Genomic DNA, 15,482 nt, shown 5'->3' on the forward strand with positions numbered 1-15,482 from the left:
GATTATCTCGTCACCAGCAACTCTTATAATATATCACATCCAGCCGATCAATGCAAGCTCTTTTTTTAACTTCTTTTCCGAGCCAGGCGTTGATGTTTCGCGGCCAGAAATAGAATATATCATGTATGGTTCTGCATTGCAAGCATTATTTTAAACTAGGTTGGATACACCGCTTCCCGCATACCCTGTAGTCCATTACACCAATTCTAAACCCACAGTGCCCAAGGAACTGCTGTATAATACAGCGGCCCTTGGCTCTGTGAAATAAAACATTGAAATTATTCAGTCTTGTTGCGCATATGCGGGAACAACAGAACATCACGAATTGAAGCAGCATTGGTCAGCAGCATGATCAGACGGTCTACACCGATTCCCAGTCCGCCTGTAGGAGGCATACCATATTCCAGAGCACGGATGAAGTCATCGTCCATCTCATGGGCTTCATCATTGCCCTGCTCCTTCTCCTGAATCTGCGCTTCAAAGCGCTGACGCTGGTCAATCGGGTCGTTCAGCTCACTAAAGGCATTCGCGTGCTCGCGTGCGACGATAAATAGCTCAAAGCGGTCGGTAAACCGCGGATCTTGATCGTTCTTTTTGGCCAGCGGCGAGATTTCAACCGGATGACCCATTACAAATGTAGGCTGAATCAATGTTTCCTCAACAAACTGCTCAAAGAAGGCATTCAGGATATGGCCGAAGGTCATATGTTTTTCAACCGGTACACGGTGCTCCTTAGCCAAAGCTTGTGCTTCCTCATCCGTCATCTGAACACCAAAGTCCACACCCGTTACTTCCTTAACGGCGTCAACCATGGTCACACGGCGCCATCCTGGTGAGAGGTCCACTTCCTGGCCTTGATAGTTGATCTTCTGGCTGCCAAGAACCTCCTGGGCGATATGGGCGATCATGCTCTCGGTCAAATGCATAATATCCTTGTAGTCGGCATAAGCCTCATACAGCTCAATCATGGTGAACTCCGGATTATGACGCGTCGAAATGCCCTCATTGCGGTATACACGGCCGATCTCATAAACTTTTTCGAGTCCGCCGACAATCAGACGTTTCAGATGCAGTTCAATCGCAATCCGCATATACAGCTGCATATCCAGCGTATTGTGGTAGGTGATGAACGGACGTGCAGCGGCTCCGCCGGCAATCGCATGAAGTGTTGGGGTTTCAACCTCAAGGTAGCCAAGGGAATCCAGGTAACGGCGCATCGACTGGATGATCCGCGAACGGGCAATAAAGGTCTGCTGTACTTCAGGGTTAATGATCAGATCTACATAACGCTGGCGGTAGCGCAGCTCAACATCCTTCAGGCCATGATACTTCTCAGGCAGCGGCAGCAGAGATTTGGACAAAACCTCAAGATTGGACACTTTAATAGAGGTTTCGCCAGTTTTTGTTTTGAACACGATACCGCGCACTCCGATAATATCGCCTAAATCGAGAACATTAAAGGCTGCGTATTGTGCCTCAGGGATGCTGTCCTGGCGCACATAAATTTGGATTTTGCCGCTAAGATCCTGAATGTGGGCAAAACTCGCCTTACCCATGACACGTTTAGCCATAATCCGACCGGCAATGCTGACTTCCAGAGCCAGCTCGTCCAATTCCTCTTTTGTTTGTCCGTCATACTTAGCCAGAAGGTCCCCGGCACCTGCTGTGCGGTCATATTTTTTGCCAAACGGGTCAATTCCCAGTGCCCGCAGCTCGTCCAATTTAGCACGGCGAATCTGCAACAGCTCACTAAGCTCTTTTTCCGTGGTTTCCACGGTATTCATTTCCTCAGTCATGTTCCTCATCCTCTCTAATGCCTCATGTCATATACACAAGAAGAAACGGCTCCACCTCCATAATTGAGGGCAGTCCGTTCCAGTACAAAATATAAGCTATATGTGTTCAGCCATATTTTTCGGGCGATATCTCTTCTTTATTTAGAAAAAAGCTTCCCTAAGGAAGCTTTCCGGGCCCTGTTCCTTCTTCTGCCAGTGCAGTGCAGTTCTCTGTGCGAGGGCAGCATGTCTATTCACAGGCGCAAAGCGCCTGTAGATTACTTCATTCGGATATCAAGAATTTTATATTGAATGACTCCTGCAGGTACACTAACATCTACAACAGTGCCGATTTTCTTACCGATAATAGCTCTGCCTACCGGGCTTTCATTGGAGATTTTATTGTTAAGCGGATCGGATTCGGCTGTACCAACGATTGTGTATTCCATCACATCGCCATATTCCATATCTTCAACGCTTACAGTAACCCCGATACTTACCACATCGGTAACGATCTCATCGCTATTGATGATGCGAGCGTTGCGGAGCATTTTTTCCAAAGTGATAATACGCCCTTCGATAAAGGCCTGTTCATTCTTCGCGTCCTCATATTCGGAGTTCTCGCTGATATCTCCGTAGCCAATCGCCACTTTAATCCGTTCGGCCACTTCGCGGCGTTTCACGGATTTGAGGGTCTCCAGTTCTTCTTCCAGACGCTTAAGTCCGTCCGGCGTAAGGATGACTTCTTTATCGCTCATCTCAACCGATTCTCCTGTCGTATACATTTATTGAAAACACCATACTATATGCGAATCCAGAGGGATAAGAACCCTCCATGCTGCATTGCCCTTGCTGTAACGGCGATTTTATACTGTGAAATTATATTGGAACCGCTACAAAATGTCAATGACGCCCCATATAATGTTCCGGTGTTATCTCTTAAAGCCAGTGGAGACGGTGATTAAACTGCCGAGAGAGACGGATTACGGCCCTCTTGTTCTTCTTCATCTTTAAGCTGTGCGACAAAATCATTCAAGATCCGCACCATTTCATCGCGTTTGGTTTCTTCCATAATGACATCCTTTACGCGGGCAGCAGCCTTAAGACCTTTTAAATACCAGGCTAGATGCTTGCGCATTTCACGAACCGCTACCGCCTCGCCTTTAAGGGCCACCAAACGGTCCATGTGAAGAATCGCCACTTTGATCTTCTCTTCCGCTCCCGGTTCAGGCGTCAGCTCACCTGTGCTCAAATATTGAATGGTCCGGTACAGCATCCATGGATTACCTAACGCGCCGCGTCCAATCATAACCCCGTCGCAGCCGGTCTGATCCAGCATGGCCCGGGCATCCTCAGGTGTGTTAACATCGCCGTTGCCGATGACAGGGATCGAAACAGCCTCTTTAGCCATTTTAATATACTTCCAGTCGGCATGGCCGGTGTAGAGCTGCTCACGGGTACGTCCATGCACACTGACAGCCTGGCCTCCGGCACGTTCCACTGCGCGGGCATTCTCTTCTACAAAGATATGCTCGCTGTCCCAGCCGATCCGCATTTTTACGGTAACCGGCTTGTCAACGGCCTCTACAACCGCCGAGACCATCTCATAGATTTTGTCCGGATTCAGCAGCCAGCGGGCCCCGGCATCACATTTTGTTACTTTCGGTACGGGACACCCCATATTAATGTCGATAATATCGGCATTGGTCTCCTTATCCACAACTTTGGCCGCCTCAACGAGCGACTTACGGTCTCCGCCAAAAATCTGCAGGCTAAGCGGCTTCTCCCGTTCATCCACGAACAGCATCTCACGCGTACGAGAATTACCGTGCAGAATAGCTTTGTCACTGACCATTTCCGCACATACCAAGCCGGTGCCGAATTCTTTTGCAATCAGCCGGAACGCTGGATTGCATACACCGGCCATAGGAGCCAGAACGACCTGGTTCTTCATTTCAATGCCGCCAATTTTCAGCACAATTCTTCACTTCCTTTAGTTCCATTTTTAATGAATGGACGTCTTCCTAAGTAGAGGGATTGGTCAATTCTTCGACTGAAACCTCAAGAACATCCGCAATTTTATTTAAAATTTTATCTTCCAAATGCCGGTTTCCCCTCTCGGCTGCGCCTAGCACAGCCAGTGAAATTCCGACAGAATCCGCCAACTCTTGCTGGGTGTATCCTTTCAGCTTTCGGAATGCTCTGACCCGCGTTCCCAAACGTTTGATGTCCACAAGCGCATTCCTTCCTTTCCGTCTATATCCTGCAGCGCTGCTGTAATGATTCCCCGGAGTCCGGAAGAATCCTCATCCGGCAGTACGATGTCACTAAGCGGAAACAGCACAAACGCCCGTTCCAGCATCCGGGGATGCGGAAGCGTTAAATCTGCCGTATCATAGCTCTGTCCTTCTACCCATAATAAATCAAGATCCACTGTTCTCGGGCCATAACGGATATCACGAACCCGGCCTAGCTGCGCTTCAATGTCGAGCATCACATGAAGCAAGTTCTCCGGCCCAAGCGTGGTGCGGAGGGCGGCTGCCATATTCAAAAACTGCGGCTGGTCGAGATAGCCGACAGGCTCTGTCTCATATACATTAGAGCAGCGTACAACTTCAATCCCGTCATAATGATCCAGCCTGTTCAAAGCTTCCTTCAAGGTGCCTTCGCGGTCACCCAAATTGGCCCCTAAAGCAATATAAGCCTCTGATCCCTCAGAGGTGGAGTGTATAGTCATGGGCCCTGTCTCACTTTCTCGTTCTATGCAGTTCTACAGTCACTCCCTGAAAATGAATGTCGAACGGCGGATGCGGCTTAGTCACTTTGACCGTTACTGCATTGATAACAGTATAAGTGTCCAGTACTGAGGATGCAATATGTTCCGCCAAAGCTTCAATCAGCTTAAAGGACTTTGTTTCGACAATTTTTTTGACGAGCCCATGCACTTCGGCGTAATTTACGGTTTGGTCCAGATCATCCTGAAGACCAGCCCCCCGCAGATCAAGCTCCAGCTCCAGGTCAATATAGTAACGTTGTCCAAGCTTGCGTTCCTCTTCGAACACACCATGATATCCATAATACTCCATGCGGTGCAGCTTCATTTTATCCACCCTGATCCCTGCTTTCTAATACAAAATAGTTCGTTCAGCAATAGCCATCTATTCATGCACCCGCGGAGAGGCGGCATAGAGCATCGCATCACACATAAGTACGGTACGTTTCATCGTGGCCACATCATGCACCCGCACAATCTGGCAGCCTTGGGCAATGCCGAATGCAACGGTAGCGGCGGTTCCCTCCATCACATCATCAGACGGGAGGTCCAGCACGGTACGGATGAATTTTTTGCGGGAAGTGGCAAGCAGCATGGGATAACCCAGCATCGTAAGTTCATCCAGCACCATCATCGCCTGCAAATTCTCCGCATAATCCTTGGCAAAGCCAATGCCTGGATCAAGGATGATATTATGCGGCTTCACACCGGCTTCGAGCGCCAGGCTGATGCTGCCATTGAGGTCAGCTGCCATATCCGCGGCCAAATTCTGATAATTCCGGTCGTGGCGGTTGTGCATCAAAATAATCGGACAGTCTGCCTCAGCAGCCACAGCCGCCATATCAGGATCAGCCTTGCACCCCCAAATATCGTTGATGATATGGGCCCCTGCCCGAATCGCCTGACGTGCCACCTCCGCCTTATAGGTATCTATGGATAATATCAACTGAGGCGCAGCGCGGTGAATGCTCTCAATAACAGGCAGTACACGGGCCAGCTCCTCTTCCAGGCTTACCGGTTGATGACCGGGACGGGTTGACTCTCCGCCTATATCGATAATATCGGCACCTTCAGCAGCCATTTGCAGCGCATGTCTTACCGCTTGATCCGGTTCATTCCATAGTCCGCCATCAGAGAAGGAATCCGGGGTTACATTTAAAATGCCCATAATTAACGTCCGGTCACCAAGGATCAGCTCGCTGTTGTTCCAGCGGTAGGTCCGCTTATAGATTACGGGTCTCATACCGGCTCTCCCATCCTTTCCCTGTATAAAGTAATCAATTGCCCCGTGTATGCCCCGCAGCGCCCTGTGCCTACAGTCAGCGCCTCATCACCGTGCCACAGTGTGGTAACCGGGACAATCTCCTGCACCGAATTGGTGAGAAACACCTCATCGGCAGCCTGAAGCTGTTCCCAGCGGTACAATCCCTCTTCCACGCGGAGTCCGGCGGCAGGAGCCAGCTTCAGGACCATTTCCCGGGTAATTCCCGGAAGGATGCCTGTGGCCAGTTCAGGTGTGTGCAGCACCTTATTGCAGATAAAAAAAATATTGCTCACAATTCCCTCAGCAATGTTCCCTTCTGCAGTCAGCATAAGCCCTTCCGTGCCGCCGGCCGCAGAGGCATATCCGGCAAGCTCCCGTTTGGCCAGTATATTGTTCATATAGTGGAGTGACTTCAGCCTTACCGGTCCTTCGGGGGTATTACGACGCAGCTGCAACAGCTGCAGTCCTTTGCCTTCACTGTAGAGAGCGGCTGGCTGGCGCGGCAATTCTTTGATATAGAGCAAATGATTCGGGCGGCTATAGTCACCAGCCGGAAGACCAAGAATGTCTTCCCCGGCTGTAACTGTATACCGTATATAGGCATCCTTTAGTGCGTTTTTGTCCATCACCCGTGTGATCCAGTCCCGCAGGGACGCTTCATCCGGTACAAATGGAATGCCTAGCTGCCTGCAGCCATCAGCCAGTCTGTCCAGATGACGGCGCAGCAGGAAGGGGACGCCGTTATAGGTGCGAAAGGTTTCAAACAAGCCCATACCGTATAAAAAACCGTGATCCAAGGTGGAGACCACGGCGTCTTTAGCCTCAACTACGCTATTGTTGAGCCCTATATATTTCATGCCGTTTCCCCGGCTCTCCGTTTCAGAAAGTTGCGCAGCATGATGTGCCCATGATCCGTAATGATCGATTCAGGGTGGAACTGCACGCCTTCAATCGGGTACTCTTTATGGCGCAGCGCCATAATCTCGCCTTCCACAGTCTCGGCTGTAATCTCCAGACATTCCGGCAGACTCTCACGCTCTACAATCAGAGAATGATACCGGGTTGCAGTAATGGGAGATTCCAGTCCTTCAAATACGGATGTGCCGTGATGGTGAATCGGCGATGTTTTGCCATGCATCAGACGCTCCGCACGGATAACATTGCCGCCAAAGGCCTGTCCGATAGCCTGATGTCCGAGACAGACTCCAAAGATCGGTATGATCCCCTTAAAATGCTGCAGCACTTCCAGACTGATGCCGGCTTCGTTCGGCGTACAAGGTCCGGGAGAGATCAAAATATGGTCCGGAGCCAGCGCCTCTATCTCCTGAATGCTGATTTCATCGTTGCGGAATACTTTCACTTCTTCCCCCAGCTCCCCCAGGTATTGTACCAGATTGTACGTAAAGGAATCATAATTATCGATGACCAAGATCATTGTATTGCTCCCCCTTCGGCGCCGCCGGTCGTCCGCAATTCCTGCTGATGCTCACTGCAGAGAACCGCCTTCACGACCGCTTTGGCTTTATTATGGCATTCCCGGTATTCGCGGTACGGATCCGAATCAATCACAATACCCGCGCCCGTCTGAATATAACCGACTCCGTCCTTCACTGCCAGTGTTCTTATAATAATATTTAATTCCATATTACCGTTATAGTCAATCCAGCCCAGTGATCCAGTATATGGACCACGCCGTACCGGCTCCAGCTCCTCGATGATTTCCATTGTCCGCACCTTGGGTGCACCGGTAATGGTACCGCCGGGGAACAAGGCGGCCATGACATCATAAGCATCCTTGCCGGGGGCGATGCTGCCCTCGACCTGCGAGACGAGATGCATGACATGCGAGTATCGCTCCACGGTCAGCAGCTCCGGCACGCTGACCGATCCATAGGCCGCGACCCGGCCGATGTCGTTTCTCTCCAGATCGACAAGCATAATATGCTCGGCGGTCTCCTTCTCGCTCCCGCGCAGCTCCGCCTCCATGGCGGCATCCTCCGCGGGAGTCAGGCCCCTGCGCCGGGTACCGGCAATGGGGCGGGCACTGACCTTGTCCCCGTGCAGCTTGACCAGCAGCTCCGGCGAAGCGCTGGAGAGAGCGAAGCCGGGCGAGCGAAGCAGCCCCATGTACGGGGACGGGTTGAGCTTGCGCAGCCATTCATACACATCCTCCGGCGAGGAATTCAGCTGCGCCTCCTTGCGCAGCGACAGGTTGACCTGGAATACATCGCCCTGGCGGATGTATTCCTGAACGTGAAGCACAGCCTGCTGGAATTGCCCGGGCGAGAAAGCAGAGGTCATGCCTGGCCATTCACCGGACAGGTCGGCGCTTGATTCAACAGCAGCGATAATTCCACGTTCCTCTTCGCGGTCTTCCTCCAGGCCGGGAGCAGAGCAGATCTGATGCCACTGTTCCACCATTCCTTCTGCCCGGACGGTTGCGTCTTGATACAGTGACTTCAGAGCGGCAAGCTCAGACGAGCTGGCCGCAGCAACCGGCACATGCACGATGGAATAGAGCGTGTTCTCAAGATGATCATAGATCCACAGCTCTTCCAGCCGCATGAAGAGATAGTCCGGAAATTCGGGATCATCCTGGGCAAGCACAGGGAGCTGCTCCAGAGAGCGGACTACATCATAGCTGAGGAACCCCGCACAGCCTCCACGGAACGGGGGCAGGCCGGCAACCTGCAGTTTGGGCGAAGTGAAGCCGCTCATCCAGTTTTGCAGCACTTTCAGCGGCTCTCCCTGCAGCTCCACAGCTTGCGGTACTGGTTCATTCGTTCCCGCTGCCTCCGGGGACAAGCTGAGCACCTCGGCATCCCCGCCTTTTCCTGTTAGTACTGAAACGGGCTGCAACCCCAAGTATGTGTATCGTCCGCCTTTCCCGCTCTCCAGCACCACTGAATAGGGGGAGGCCAGCTGCCAGGCCTTCATCCAGGAAGAGGGCAAGCCCTCCTTGTCCTGCGGTGATTTTATAATTAAAGGGAGGAGGCTCCAGTCCTCTTGTGCCCACTGCTCCCAATCCTGCCAAGCCGTTATGATTTCCAAAGCCATCCTCCTAAAAGTTTTGTGAAGCCCTGCACTTCTTCAATTTGCTTCGTAACAAAACTTGCTTCGTAAGCATTCGCTTAAGTTCTATGAAGCTGCGCTGCTTGCATTAAGCAATCTAAAGTTTATTGCCTGTCAGTATACTGTACTTCGTGCTGCTTTGAAAAGCCTGAACCATGGATTTTCTGAAAAAATCTGCTTCAACTGACTCCAGCCTCATCTGCTGTGGAAGCACAGGAAGGATTATATCTTTCATCATGCACAAAAAAGAGCCTTCGTTATCCCTGTCTTAGCGGATGCGAGGACTCTTAGTTATTTGCTTAGTCAGCAATTATGCTTCGAAGTTATACAGTGGTGTGCTCAAATAGCGTTCGCCGTTACTTGGGATGATCACAACCACTTTTTTGCCTGCGCCCAGTTCTTTAGCTACTTTGAGAGCCGCAAATACAGCTGCACCGGAAGAAATACCGGACAACACGCCTTCCTCTTTAGCCACGCGACGGGCAGTTTCAAATGCTTCATCATTCTCTACGTGAATGATCTCATCATAAATGTCCTGGTTGAGGATTTCAGGAATGAAGTTTGCGCCAATCCCCTGAATTTTGTGAGGTCCCGGTTTGCCGCCGGCCAGAATTGGCGAAGCAGCTGGTTCTACCGCATAAATCTTCACATCAGGATATTGACCCTTCAACACTTCACCTGCCCCGGAGATAGTTCCCCCTGTACCCACACCAGCGATGAAAGCATCCAGCGGTCCACCAATGGATTCAATGGCTTCCACGATTTCCGGGCCGGTTGTTTCAAGGTGGATTTTCAAGTTGGCTTTGTTCTTGAATTGTTCAGCCAGGAAGAAGCTTGGGTTCTCGCTTAAGATCTGCTCCGCCTTCTTAACCGCACCGTTCATACCTTCCGATCCTGGAGTCAGCACCAGCTCTGCGCCGTAAGCACGCAGCAGATTGCGGCGCTCAAGGCTCATCGTTTCCGGCATAACAATAATAGCCTTATAACCTTTGGCTGCAGCTACAAGCGCAAGGCCAATACCTGTATTGCCGCTGGTTGCTTCTACAATCGTGCCGCCTGGTTTCAGAAGACCTTCCTTCTCAGCCTCTTCTACAATACTGAGGGCAATGCGGTCTTTAACGCTGGAGCCCGGGTTTTGGTATTCCAGCTTCAAATAAATTTCCGCTGATCCTTCAGGAACAATACGATTGAGACGAACGAGCGGTGTGCCTCCGATCAAATCTGTTACACTGTTGACGACTTTAGCCATGTAAAAACCTCCTTGGAATGATAAATGATATATGGGTGCATAACTTGTGACATATATAAGTCTTCAGCTTGTAATTCCGGGTGTGCACCAGGAGATTCAACACCGCAGCACCAAGTTATAGCGCTGTTCCGCGGTCAAATATGATCTGCCGCTATCTATTTCCGACTAAAACAGTAGGTTTTCCATTTAATTTCATATTATCAATCTTGCAGGCTGTTGTCAATATATATCGCTGTATCATATTTAGCGCGCAAATCACTCTCCACCTGCTGTAATGGAGCTGCCTGCTCCAGGGCCAGCTCCCGCCGAACCTGCTCACGGATTTCCGTCTGATCCTGGCTTTTGGGATCAATCATTTTCTCCAGCCGGATAATGGCATAATCATCGCCCGTCTGCAGGGGACCTGCGATATCTCCTTCGTCCAGCTGCGCTGCCGTCTTCAGCAGATCCTCCGGCCAAAAGGGATCCTCCTCTTCCACGGTTCCGATGCTGCCGCCTCGTCCCCGGCTTTCCTCATCTATGGATAATTCCTTGGCAAGTGCAGCAAAGTCCTCTCCTTGCTCCAGCCGGTCCATTACACGCTCAGCTTCGCTGTAGGTGGCCACTTTGATTATCGAGAGCTGCATTTCTTTCCTCGGTGTGAACCGCTCGGAATTCTCCGCTAAATAATTATCAATTTCCGCATCAGTAATGGTAATGCCTGCAGTTGCAACTGCCTGAAGAGTCAGGCGATACACTGCTTCTTCACGCACTTCCTGACGGGAAAGCCCCAGCTCCGACTGCATCTGGGCATAGTATTGCTCTTCCGAACCGTAACCGGTCATGCTGCGCTTCAATTCCTGCTCAATCTCCACATCTGTCACAGCAACACCAAGAGCCTTGGCTTCTTTGTCGACTACAATATGATTAAGCATGCCCAGCAGCACATCATTACCGTACTTTTTTTTGAGTTCATCCACCCAGGCTTGATCCGTTACCGGTTGGCCTCCTGCAGAGGCGATGTCCGAGGACTCGCCGTCCGCCGGCTCTCCTTTAAGAATGGACATCGCCCGCAAACTCCAGAATAAAAGACCTCCGAGCATCAAAGTCGCGACAGCCAGTAGAATAACGGCATTGCGCAGCGCGCGCTCCTGTCTTGTCATCATCCTCAGCCCTACGATTTCGCTTGATCCAGGATAACCTGCAATTCATCCTTATTAAAAACATAGGCCTCGTTGCAAAAATGGCAGACAACCTCAGCCTGATCATCTTCTTCAATCAAACGCTCCAGCTCTTTCTCACCCAAGCTGACCAGTGTCTGCTCCACCCGTTCACGCGAGCATTGGCAGACAAATTTGATATCCAGCTCATCCATAATCACTGCATCCGGTAAAAGATAACGGAGCATCTCTTCGGGTTCCAGCCCCTCTTCCAGTAAAGCGGTTACTGAAGGCAGCGACCCTACCGCCCGCTCAATCTCGGTGATCTCTTCATCCGTAAGCCCTGGAAGCAGTTGTACAATAAATCCCCCGGCTACGCGCACGGAGTTATCGGTTTCAACCAGCACACCAAGACCCACCGCAGCCGGTGTTTGTTCGGAAACTGCAAAGTAATACGTGAAATCATCTCCGAGCTCACCGGAAATAATCGGCACACTTCCCCGGTAAGGCTCCTTCATGCCTAAATCCTTACTGATATCAATAAACCCTTCCGTACCCACGGCGCCTGCGACATCCAGCTTGCCAAGACTATTGCTCGGCAGATGAACATGCGGGTTGGTCACATAACCGCGTACTTCTCCAAAAGCATTTGATTCTGCAGTAATCTGTCCGATCGGTCCATTGCCTTTGACCATTACGGCGAGTTTCTCCTGACCTTTGAGCATTGCGCCCATCATGGCTGCAGCGGTAACTGTACGGCCCAGTGCGGCTGTAGCCGTTGGATACGTATCATGTCTGCGCCGCAATTCATCAACCAGCGCTGTCGTGCGCACAGCAAAAGCTCTGACTCTGCCATTCAGCGCCGTTCCCCGGACCAGCCGGTCCTTTTTGTTATCCATCGGGTGCATACTCCTCCTATCTCCTGCCCTTTAAGGCTTCTTTATTTTATTTGTTGCGGTCATAAATAATACGCAAACCTTCCAGCGTCAGCATTGGATTCACTTCATCAATACAATCCGTTTCACCGGCAATGAGCGGGGCAAGTCCACCCGTAGCGATGACCTTCAGCACCGGCGCATTCATTTCCAGCTTAATGCGCCTTACAATCCCTTCAACCTGCCCGGCATAGCCGAAAATAATCCCTGCCTGCATAGCGTGGACTGTGTTCCGTCCGATTACCTTCTTCGGCTTCTCCAGCTCAATCCGCGGAAGTTTGGAAGCCCGCTGATATAAAGCCTCCGTAGAAATGCCGAGTCCCGGCACAATCGCCCCGCCAAGATAATTGGCACCTGCGTCAATGCAATCGAAGGTAGTCGCAGTTCCGAAATCAACAACAACTAGCGGACATTTATATTGCTCAATGGCAGCAACTGCATTAACAATCCGGTCAGCACCTACCTCACGCGGATTCTCATAGCGCAGGTTAAGCCCTGTCTTGATTCCTGGACCTACCAGCAGCGGATCCTTGCCAATATATTTCACACACATCTCCACGATGACCTGAACAAGCGGCGGAACTACCGAGGAGATAATAACCCCTTCGATATCCTTCACCGAAAGTCCCGACATGCTGAATAGATTATGGATCAGAACTCCATACTCATCCACAGTGGACTGGCGTGCAGTATTAAGCCTGAAATGGTGCAGCAGCTCACGCTGCCGGTACACCCCGAGAACAATATTGGTATTGCCGATATCGACGGCGAGCATCATGACAGCGGGCCCTCCTTCTTCGCATTCAGGTCCAGACTGATATCCAGACTGGAGAAAGAATAGGTGAGACGGCCCACTGAAATTACATCAACGCCGGACTCCGCGATACGGCGAACCGTTTCCAAAGATACATTACCCGATGCTTCAGTCTTGACATGAGGCGATTTGGCCTTAATTCTTCTCACAGCTTCCTTCATCAGCTCAGGAGACATATTATCAAGCATGATGATATCGGCTCCGGCAACAAGTGCTTCCTCCACCTGCTCAAGGTTTTCCGTCTCTACTTCAATCGTCATTGTATGCGGAATATTAGCCCGTGCACGTCCTACAGCCTGACGGATTCCGCCAGCGCCTTTGATGTGGTTGTCCTTAATCATTACCGCATCATATAATCCGAACCGGTGATTCGCTCCACCACCGACCCGTACAGCGTATTTCTCCAGCATCCGGTGACCGGGTGTTGTCTTGCGCGTATCCACCAGACGCGTCGGCAAGCCATGAAGCTCCTGAACGAAGGAGGCGGTACGTGAAGCCACGCCGGACAACCGCTGCATTAAATTAAGTGCCAGCCGTTCCCCCGTGAGGATCGCATGCGTGCTGCCTTCAACTTCTGCGATGACCGTTCCCTTGGACACACTCTGGCCTTCTTGCACCAGTGCCGTGAACACAAGCGACGGATCTACAATCTCAAACACAAGCTCCGCTACAGGGATTCCGCAGATAATGCCGTCCTCTTTGGCGTGAATAATACCCTTGGACTCATGGCCTGCAGGTATCGTCGTACGGGTCGTTATATCCCCGGAACCGACATCCTCCTGCAGCCAGCCTTTAATTGCCTGTACCAGCTCTTCATTATATCCATTAAACATCATCACTTAATTCCTCCACTATTCCCAGTTCGCGAATCTGGAGCAGATGCTTCTGCCACTCTGCATCATTCCGCAGCGGATAGTCTTCACGGTAATGTGCTCCGCGGCTCTCCTCCCGCGCCAAAGCCGATTCCGTAATCAGCAGGCAGCAGGTCAGCATATTGGCGAACTCGTACTCCTCACGTTTGGTCAGCGCCGAAGCAAAAATCGGCAGCTGCCGTTTCAATTCCTCCAGCCCCTTAGACAACATCTCTTCATTCCGCCGCAATCCGGCGTAACGGACCATTACCTTCTGCAGCTTAAGCCGCCGCTCCACAATAGCTTGTGTAGGAGACTCAACACGGCCTTGCTGACTACCTGCCGAAATCGTCTCCCGCCGGAGCGGAGGAAGCTGGCGAATGCGTTCAATAATCCGCCGTCCGAACACAATGGCCTCGGACAAAGAATTGCTAGCCAAGCGGTTGGCGCCATGTACCCCGGTGGAAGACACCTCACCACAGGCGAATAAACGGGAGATATTGCTCTCTCCGTTGAGATCGGTCTTAATGCCCCCCATCATATAATGCGCAGCAGGAGCCACGGGAATCCAGTCCGTTGTAATATCCAGTCCGTAGCCCATACATGTCTCATATATCGTGGGGAAACGATGTTTGACCATATCGGCCGATTCATGCGTAATATCCAAATAGACAAAGGTTGATTTGGTCAGCTCCATCTCATTGACAATGGCCCGGGCCACGATATCGCGGGGTGCCAGTTCCAGCAGCTCGTGATATCGTTCCATGAACCGCTCTCCATTGATATTGCGCAGCACAGCGCCCTCGCCGCGTACCGCTTCCGAGATCAGAAACCTCGGGGCTCCCGGATAACTAAGCGCCGTTGGATGGAATTGGATAAATTCCATGTCGCGCACATGGGCTCCGGCCCGGTAAGCGATGGCTACGCCGTCTCCGGTTGCAACTTCCGGATTAGTAGTATAGCGGTACAATTGTCCCGCCCCCCCGGAGCATAGAATCGTTGCATCAGCCTGCAGGAACAATCTGCCTCCACCCGGCCGCTGTACCAGTGCCCCAAGGCATTCGCCGCCCTCGGTAACGAGATCAATGACATAATGATCATCCCATACCTCAATATTGTCATGTTCAGTAACCTGTTCAGAGAGTGCACGCACAATTTCAAAGCCCGTAGCATCCCCGTTGGCATGCAGAATCCGCCGGTGGCTGTGTGCTCCTTCTTGAGTCAAAGCCAATATGCCATCTTCCTTGTCAAATACGGTGCCGAGCCGGATCAGCTCATGTACCCCGCCCGGTCCTTCATTCACCAATACATCAACAGCAGCCGAGGAGCAGAGCCCTGCACCAGCCATTAGTGTATCCTGCCGGTGATATGCCGGAGAGTCATCTTCGGCTATTACAGCGGCAATTCCTCCCTGAGCATATCTTGTATTACTCTCCATCAGCGATTTCTTAGTAATCATAATGACATGCCGGTCTTCACTCGCTTTAATAGCCGTGAACAATCCGGCGATACCTGAACCGATAACAATGCAATCCGTCTTTATTGTAGGAAGCTCGCGAAGGTCGAAATCAACCAAATACTGTGGAATCATGACCGCTTTTCACCTGTTT

The 15,482-nt window shown here is 51.3% G+C and carries 16 protein-coding genes; all 16 read right to left on the reverse strand.

The annotated features are described in order from the left end of the window. Nucleotides 1-278: 278 nt before the first annotated feature. Nucleotides 279-1,796: a lysine--tRNA ligase gene (lysS, locus tag AC3WT9_RS32395; protein ID WP_341089059.1), complete on the reverse strand. Its 1,518-nt coding sequence runs from the start codon at nucleotides 1,794-1,796 to the stop codon at nucleotides 279-281. Nucleotides 1,797-2,053: 257 nt separating this feature from the next. After that, nucleotides 2,054-2,533 (reverse strand): transcription elongation factor GreA, encoded by a 480-nt coding sequence (greA, locus tag AC3WT9_RS32400; protein WP_038584463.1) that lies wholly within the window; start codon nucleotides 2,531-2,533, stop codon nucleotides 2,054-2,056. 203 nt (nucleotides 2,534-2,736) lie between these two features. Continuing rightward, the gene (gene dusB / locus AC3WT9_RS32405; protein ID WP_341089057.1) at nucleotides 2,737-3,753 is read right to left on the reverse strand and encodes a tRNA dihydrouridine synthase DusB; all 1,017 of its coding nucleotides are present in this window, start codon (nucleotides 3,751-3,753) and stop codon (nucleotides 2,737-2,739) included. A 46-nt stretch (nucleotides 3,754-3,799) separates the two neighbouring features. Next, nucleotides 3,800-4,009: a helix-turn-helix domain-containing protein gene (locus tag AC3WT9_RS32410; protein ID WP_341376989.1), complete on the reverse strand. Its 210-nt coding sequence runs from the start codon at nucleotides 4,007-4,009 to the stop codon at nucleotides 3,800-3,802. Continuing rightward, complete coding sequence (folK, locus tag AC3WT9_RS32415; protein WP_341089055.1) at nucleotides 3,961-4,512, reverse strand: 2-amino-4-hydroxy-6-hydroxymethyldihydropteridine diphosphokinase; 552 nt, start codon at nucleotides 4,510-4,512, stop codon at nucleotides 3,961-3,963. The genes AC3WT9_RS32410 and folK overlap by 49 nt, the downstream gene beginning before the upstream one ends. A gap of 10 nt (nucleotides 4,513-4,522) precedes the next feature. After that, nucleotides 4,523-4,885, reverse strand: coding sequence for a dihydroneopterin aldolase (folB, locus tag AC3WT9_RS32420; protein WP_341089053.1), 363 nt, complete (start codon nucleotides 4,883-4,885; stop codon nucleotides 4,523-4,525). A gap of 48 nt (nucleotides 4,886-4,933) precedes the next feature. Continuing rightward, nucleotides 4,934-5,791, reverse strand: a complete 858-nt coding sequence (folP, locus tag AC3WT9_RS32425) for a dihydropteroate synthase (protein ID WP_341089051.1) — start codon at nucleotides 5,789-5,791, stop codon at nucleotides 4,934-4,936. Beyond that, the gene (locus tag AC3WT9_RS32430; RefSeq protein WP_341089049.1) at nucleotides 5,788-6,669 is read right to left on the reverse strand and encodes an aminotransferase class IV; all 882 of its coding nucleotides are present in this window, start codon (nucleotides 6,667-6,669) and stop codon (nucleotides 5,788-5,790) included. Before AC3WT9_RS32430 ends, folP begins: the two co-directional genes overlap by 4 nt. Continuing rightward, nucleotides 6,666-7,247 carry an aminodeoxychorismate/anthranilate synthase component II gene (pabA, locus tag AC3WT9_RS32435; protein WP_341089047.1) on the reverse strand — a complete coding sequence of 194 codons (582 nt, stop codon included), beginning with the start codon at nucleotides 7,245-7,247 and terminating at the stop codon, nucleotides 6,666-6,668. Before pabA ends, AC3WT9_RS32430 begins: the two co-directional genes overlap by 4 nt. Continuing rightward, a complete protein-coding gene (locus AC3WT9_RS32440) occupies nucleotides 7,244-8,869 on the reverse strand; it encodes an anthranilate synthase component I family protein (RefSeq protein WP_341376988.1) in 1,626 nt (541 codons plus the stop codon). The genes pabA and AC3WT9_RS32440 overlap by 4 nt, the downstream gene beginning before the upstream one ends. A gap of 325 nt (nucleotides 8,870-9,194) precedes the next feature. After that, nucleotides 9,195-10,133: a cysteine synthase A gene (gene cysK, locus AC3WT9_RS32445; protein WP_038584437.1), complete on the reverse strand. Its 939-nt coding sequence runs from the start codon at nucleotides 10,131-10,133 to the stop codon at nucleotides 9,195-9,197. Between the two features lie 200 nt (nucleotides 10,134-10,333). Further along, nucleotides 10,334-11,278, reverse strand: a complete 945-nt coding sequence (locus AC3WT9_RS32450) for a peptidyl-prolyl cis-trans isomerase (protein WP_341376987.1) — start codon at nucleotides 11,276-11,278, stop codon at nucleotides 10,334-10,336. A gap of 8 nt (nucleotides 11,279-11,286) precedes the next feature. Further along, a complete protein-coding gene (gene hslO / locus AC3WT9_RS32455) occupies nucleotides 11,287-12,171 on the reverse strand; it encodes an Hsp33 family molecular chaperone HslO (RefSeq protein ID WP_341089044.1) in 885 nt (294 codons plus the stop codon). A 46-nt stretch (nucleotides 12,172-12,217) separates the two neighbouring features. After that, on the reverse strand, nucleotides 12,218-12,985 hold the full coding sequence (locus AC3WT9_RS32460; protein WP_038584431.1) for a type III pantothenate kinase: 768 nt from the start codon (nucleotides 12,983-12,985) through the stop codon (nucleotides 12,218-12,220). Beyond that, a complete protein-coding gene (nadC, locus tag AC3WT9_RS32465; RefSeq protein ID WP_038584428.1) occupies nucleotides 12,982-13,857 on the reverse strand; it encodes a carboxylating nicotinate-nucleotide diphosphorylase in 876 nt (291 codons plus the stop codon). The genes AC3WT9_RS32460 and nadC overlap by 4 nt, the downstream gene beginning before the upstream one ends. Continuing rightward, on the reverse strand, nucleotides 13,847-15,463 hold the full coding sequence (gene nadB, locus AC3WT9_RS32470; protein WP_341376986.1) for an L-aspartate oxidase: 1,617 nt from the start codon (nucleotides 15,461-15,463) through the stop codon (nucleotides 13,847-13,849). The genes nadC and nadB overlap by 11 nt, the downstream gene beginning before the upstream one ends. Nucleotides 15,464-15,482 lie beyond the last annotated feature (19 nt).

This window comes from Paenibacillus sp. EB106-06-01-XG199 (genome assembly GCF_058791575.1).

What these genes read in the sequence shown, in the direction of transcription:
- nadC (WP_038584428.1), bottom strand. Translation starts at nt 13,857, where the DNA reads ATGATGTTTAATGGATATAATGAAGAGCTGGTACAGGCAATTAAAGGC.
- AC3WT9_RS32430 (WP_341089049.1), bottom strand. Translation starts at nt 6,669, where the DNA reads ATGAAATATATAGGGCTCAACAATAGCGTAGTTGAGGCTAAAGACGCC.
- lysS (WP_341089059.1), bottom strand. Translation starts at nt 1,796, where the DNA reads ATGACTGAGGAAATGAATACCGTGGAAACCACGGAAAAAGAGCTTAGT.
- cysK (WP_038584437.1), bottom strand. Translation starts at nt 10,133, where the DNA reads ATGGCTAAAGTCGTCAACAGTGTAACAGATTTGATCGGAGGCACACCG.
- pabA (WP_341089047.1), bottom strand. Translation starts at nt 7,247, where the DNA reads ATGATCTTGGTCATCGATAATTATGATTCCTTTACGTACAATCTGGTA.
- AC3WT9_RS32450 (WP_341376987.1), bottom strand. Translation starts at nt 11,278, where the DNA reads ATGATGACAAGACAGGAGCGCGCGCTGCGCAATGCCGTTATTCTACTG.
- AC3WT9_RS32460 (WP_038584431.1), bottom strand. Translation starts at nt 12,985, where the DNA reads ATGATGCTCGCCGTCGATATCGGCAATACCAATATTGTTCTCGGGGTG.
- folK (WP_341089055.1), bottom strand. Translation starts at nt 4,512, where the DNA reads ATGACTATACACTCCACCTCTGAGGGATCAGAGGCTTATATTGCTTTA.
- greA (WP_038584463.1), bottom strand. Translation starts at nt 2,533, where the DNA reads ATGAGCGATAAAGAAGTCATCCTTACGCCGGACGGACTTAAGCGTCTG.
- nadB (WP_341376986.1), bottom strand. Translation starts at nt 15,463, where the DNA reads ATGATTCCACAGTATTTGGTTGATTTCGACCTTCGCGAGCTTCCTACA.
- hslO (WP_341089044.1), bottom strand. Translation starts at nt 12,171, where the DNA reads ATGGATAACAAAAAGGACCGGCTGGTCCGGGGAACGGCGCTGAATGGC.
- AC3WT9_RS32440 (WP_341376988.1), bottom strand. Translation starts at nt 8,869, where the DNA reads ATGGCTTTGGAAATCATAACGGCTTGGCAGGATTGGGAGCAGTGGGCA.
- folP (WP_341089051.1), bottom strand. Translation starts at nt 5,791, where the DNA reads ATGAGACCCGTAATCTATAAGCGGACCTACCGCTGGAACAACAGCGAG.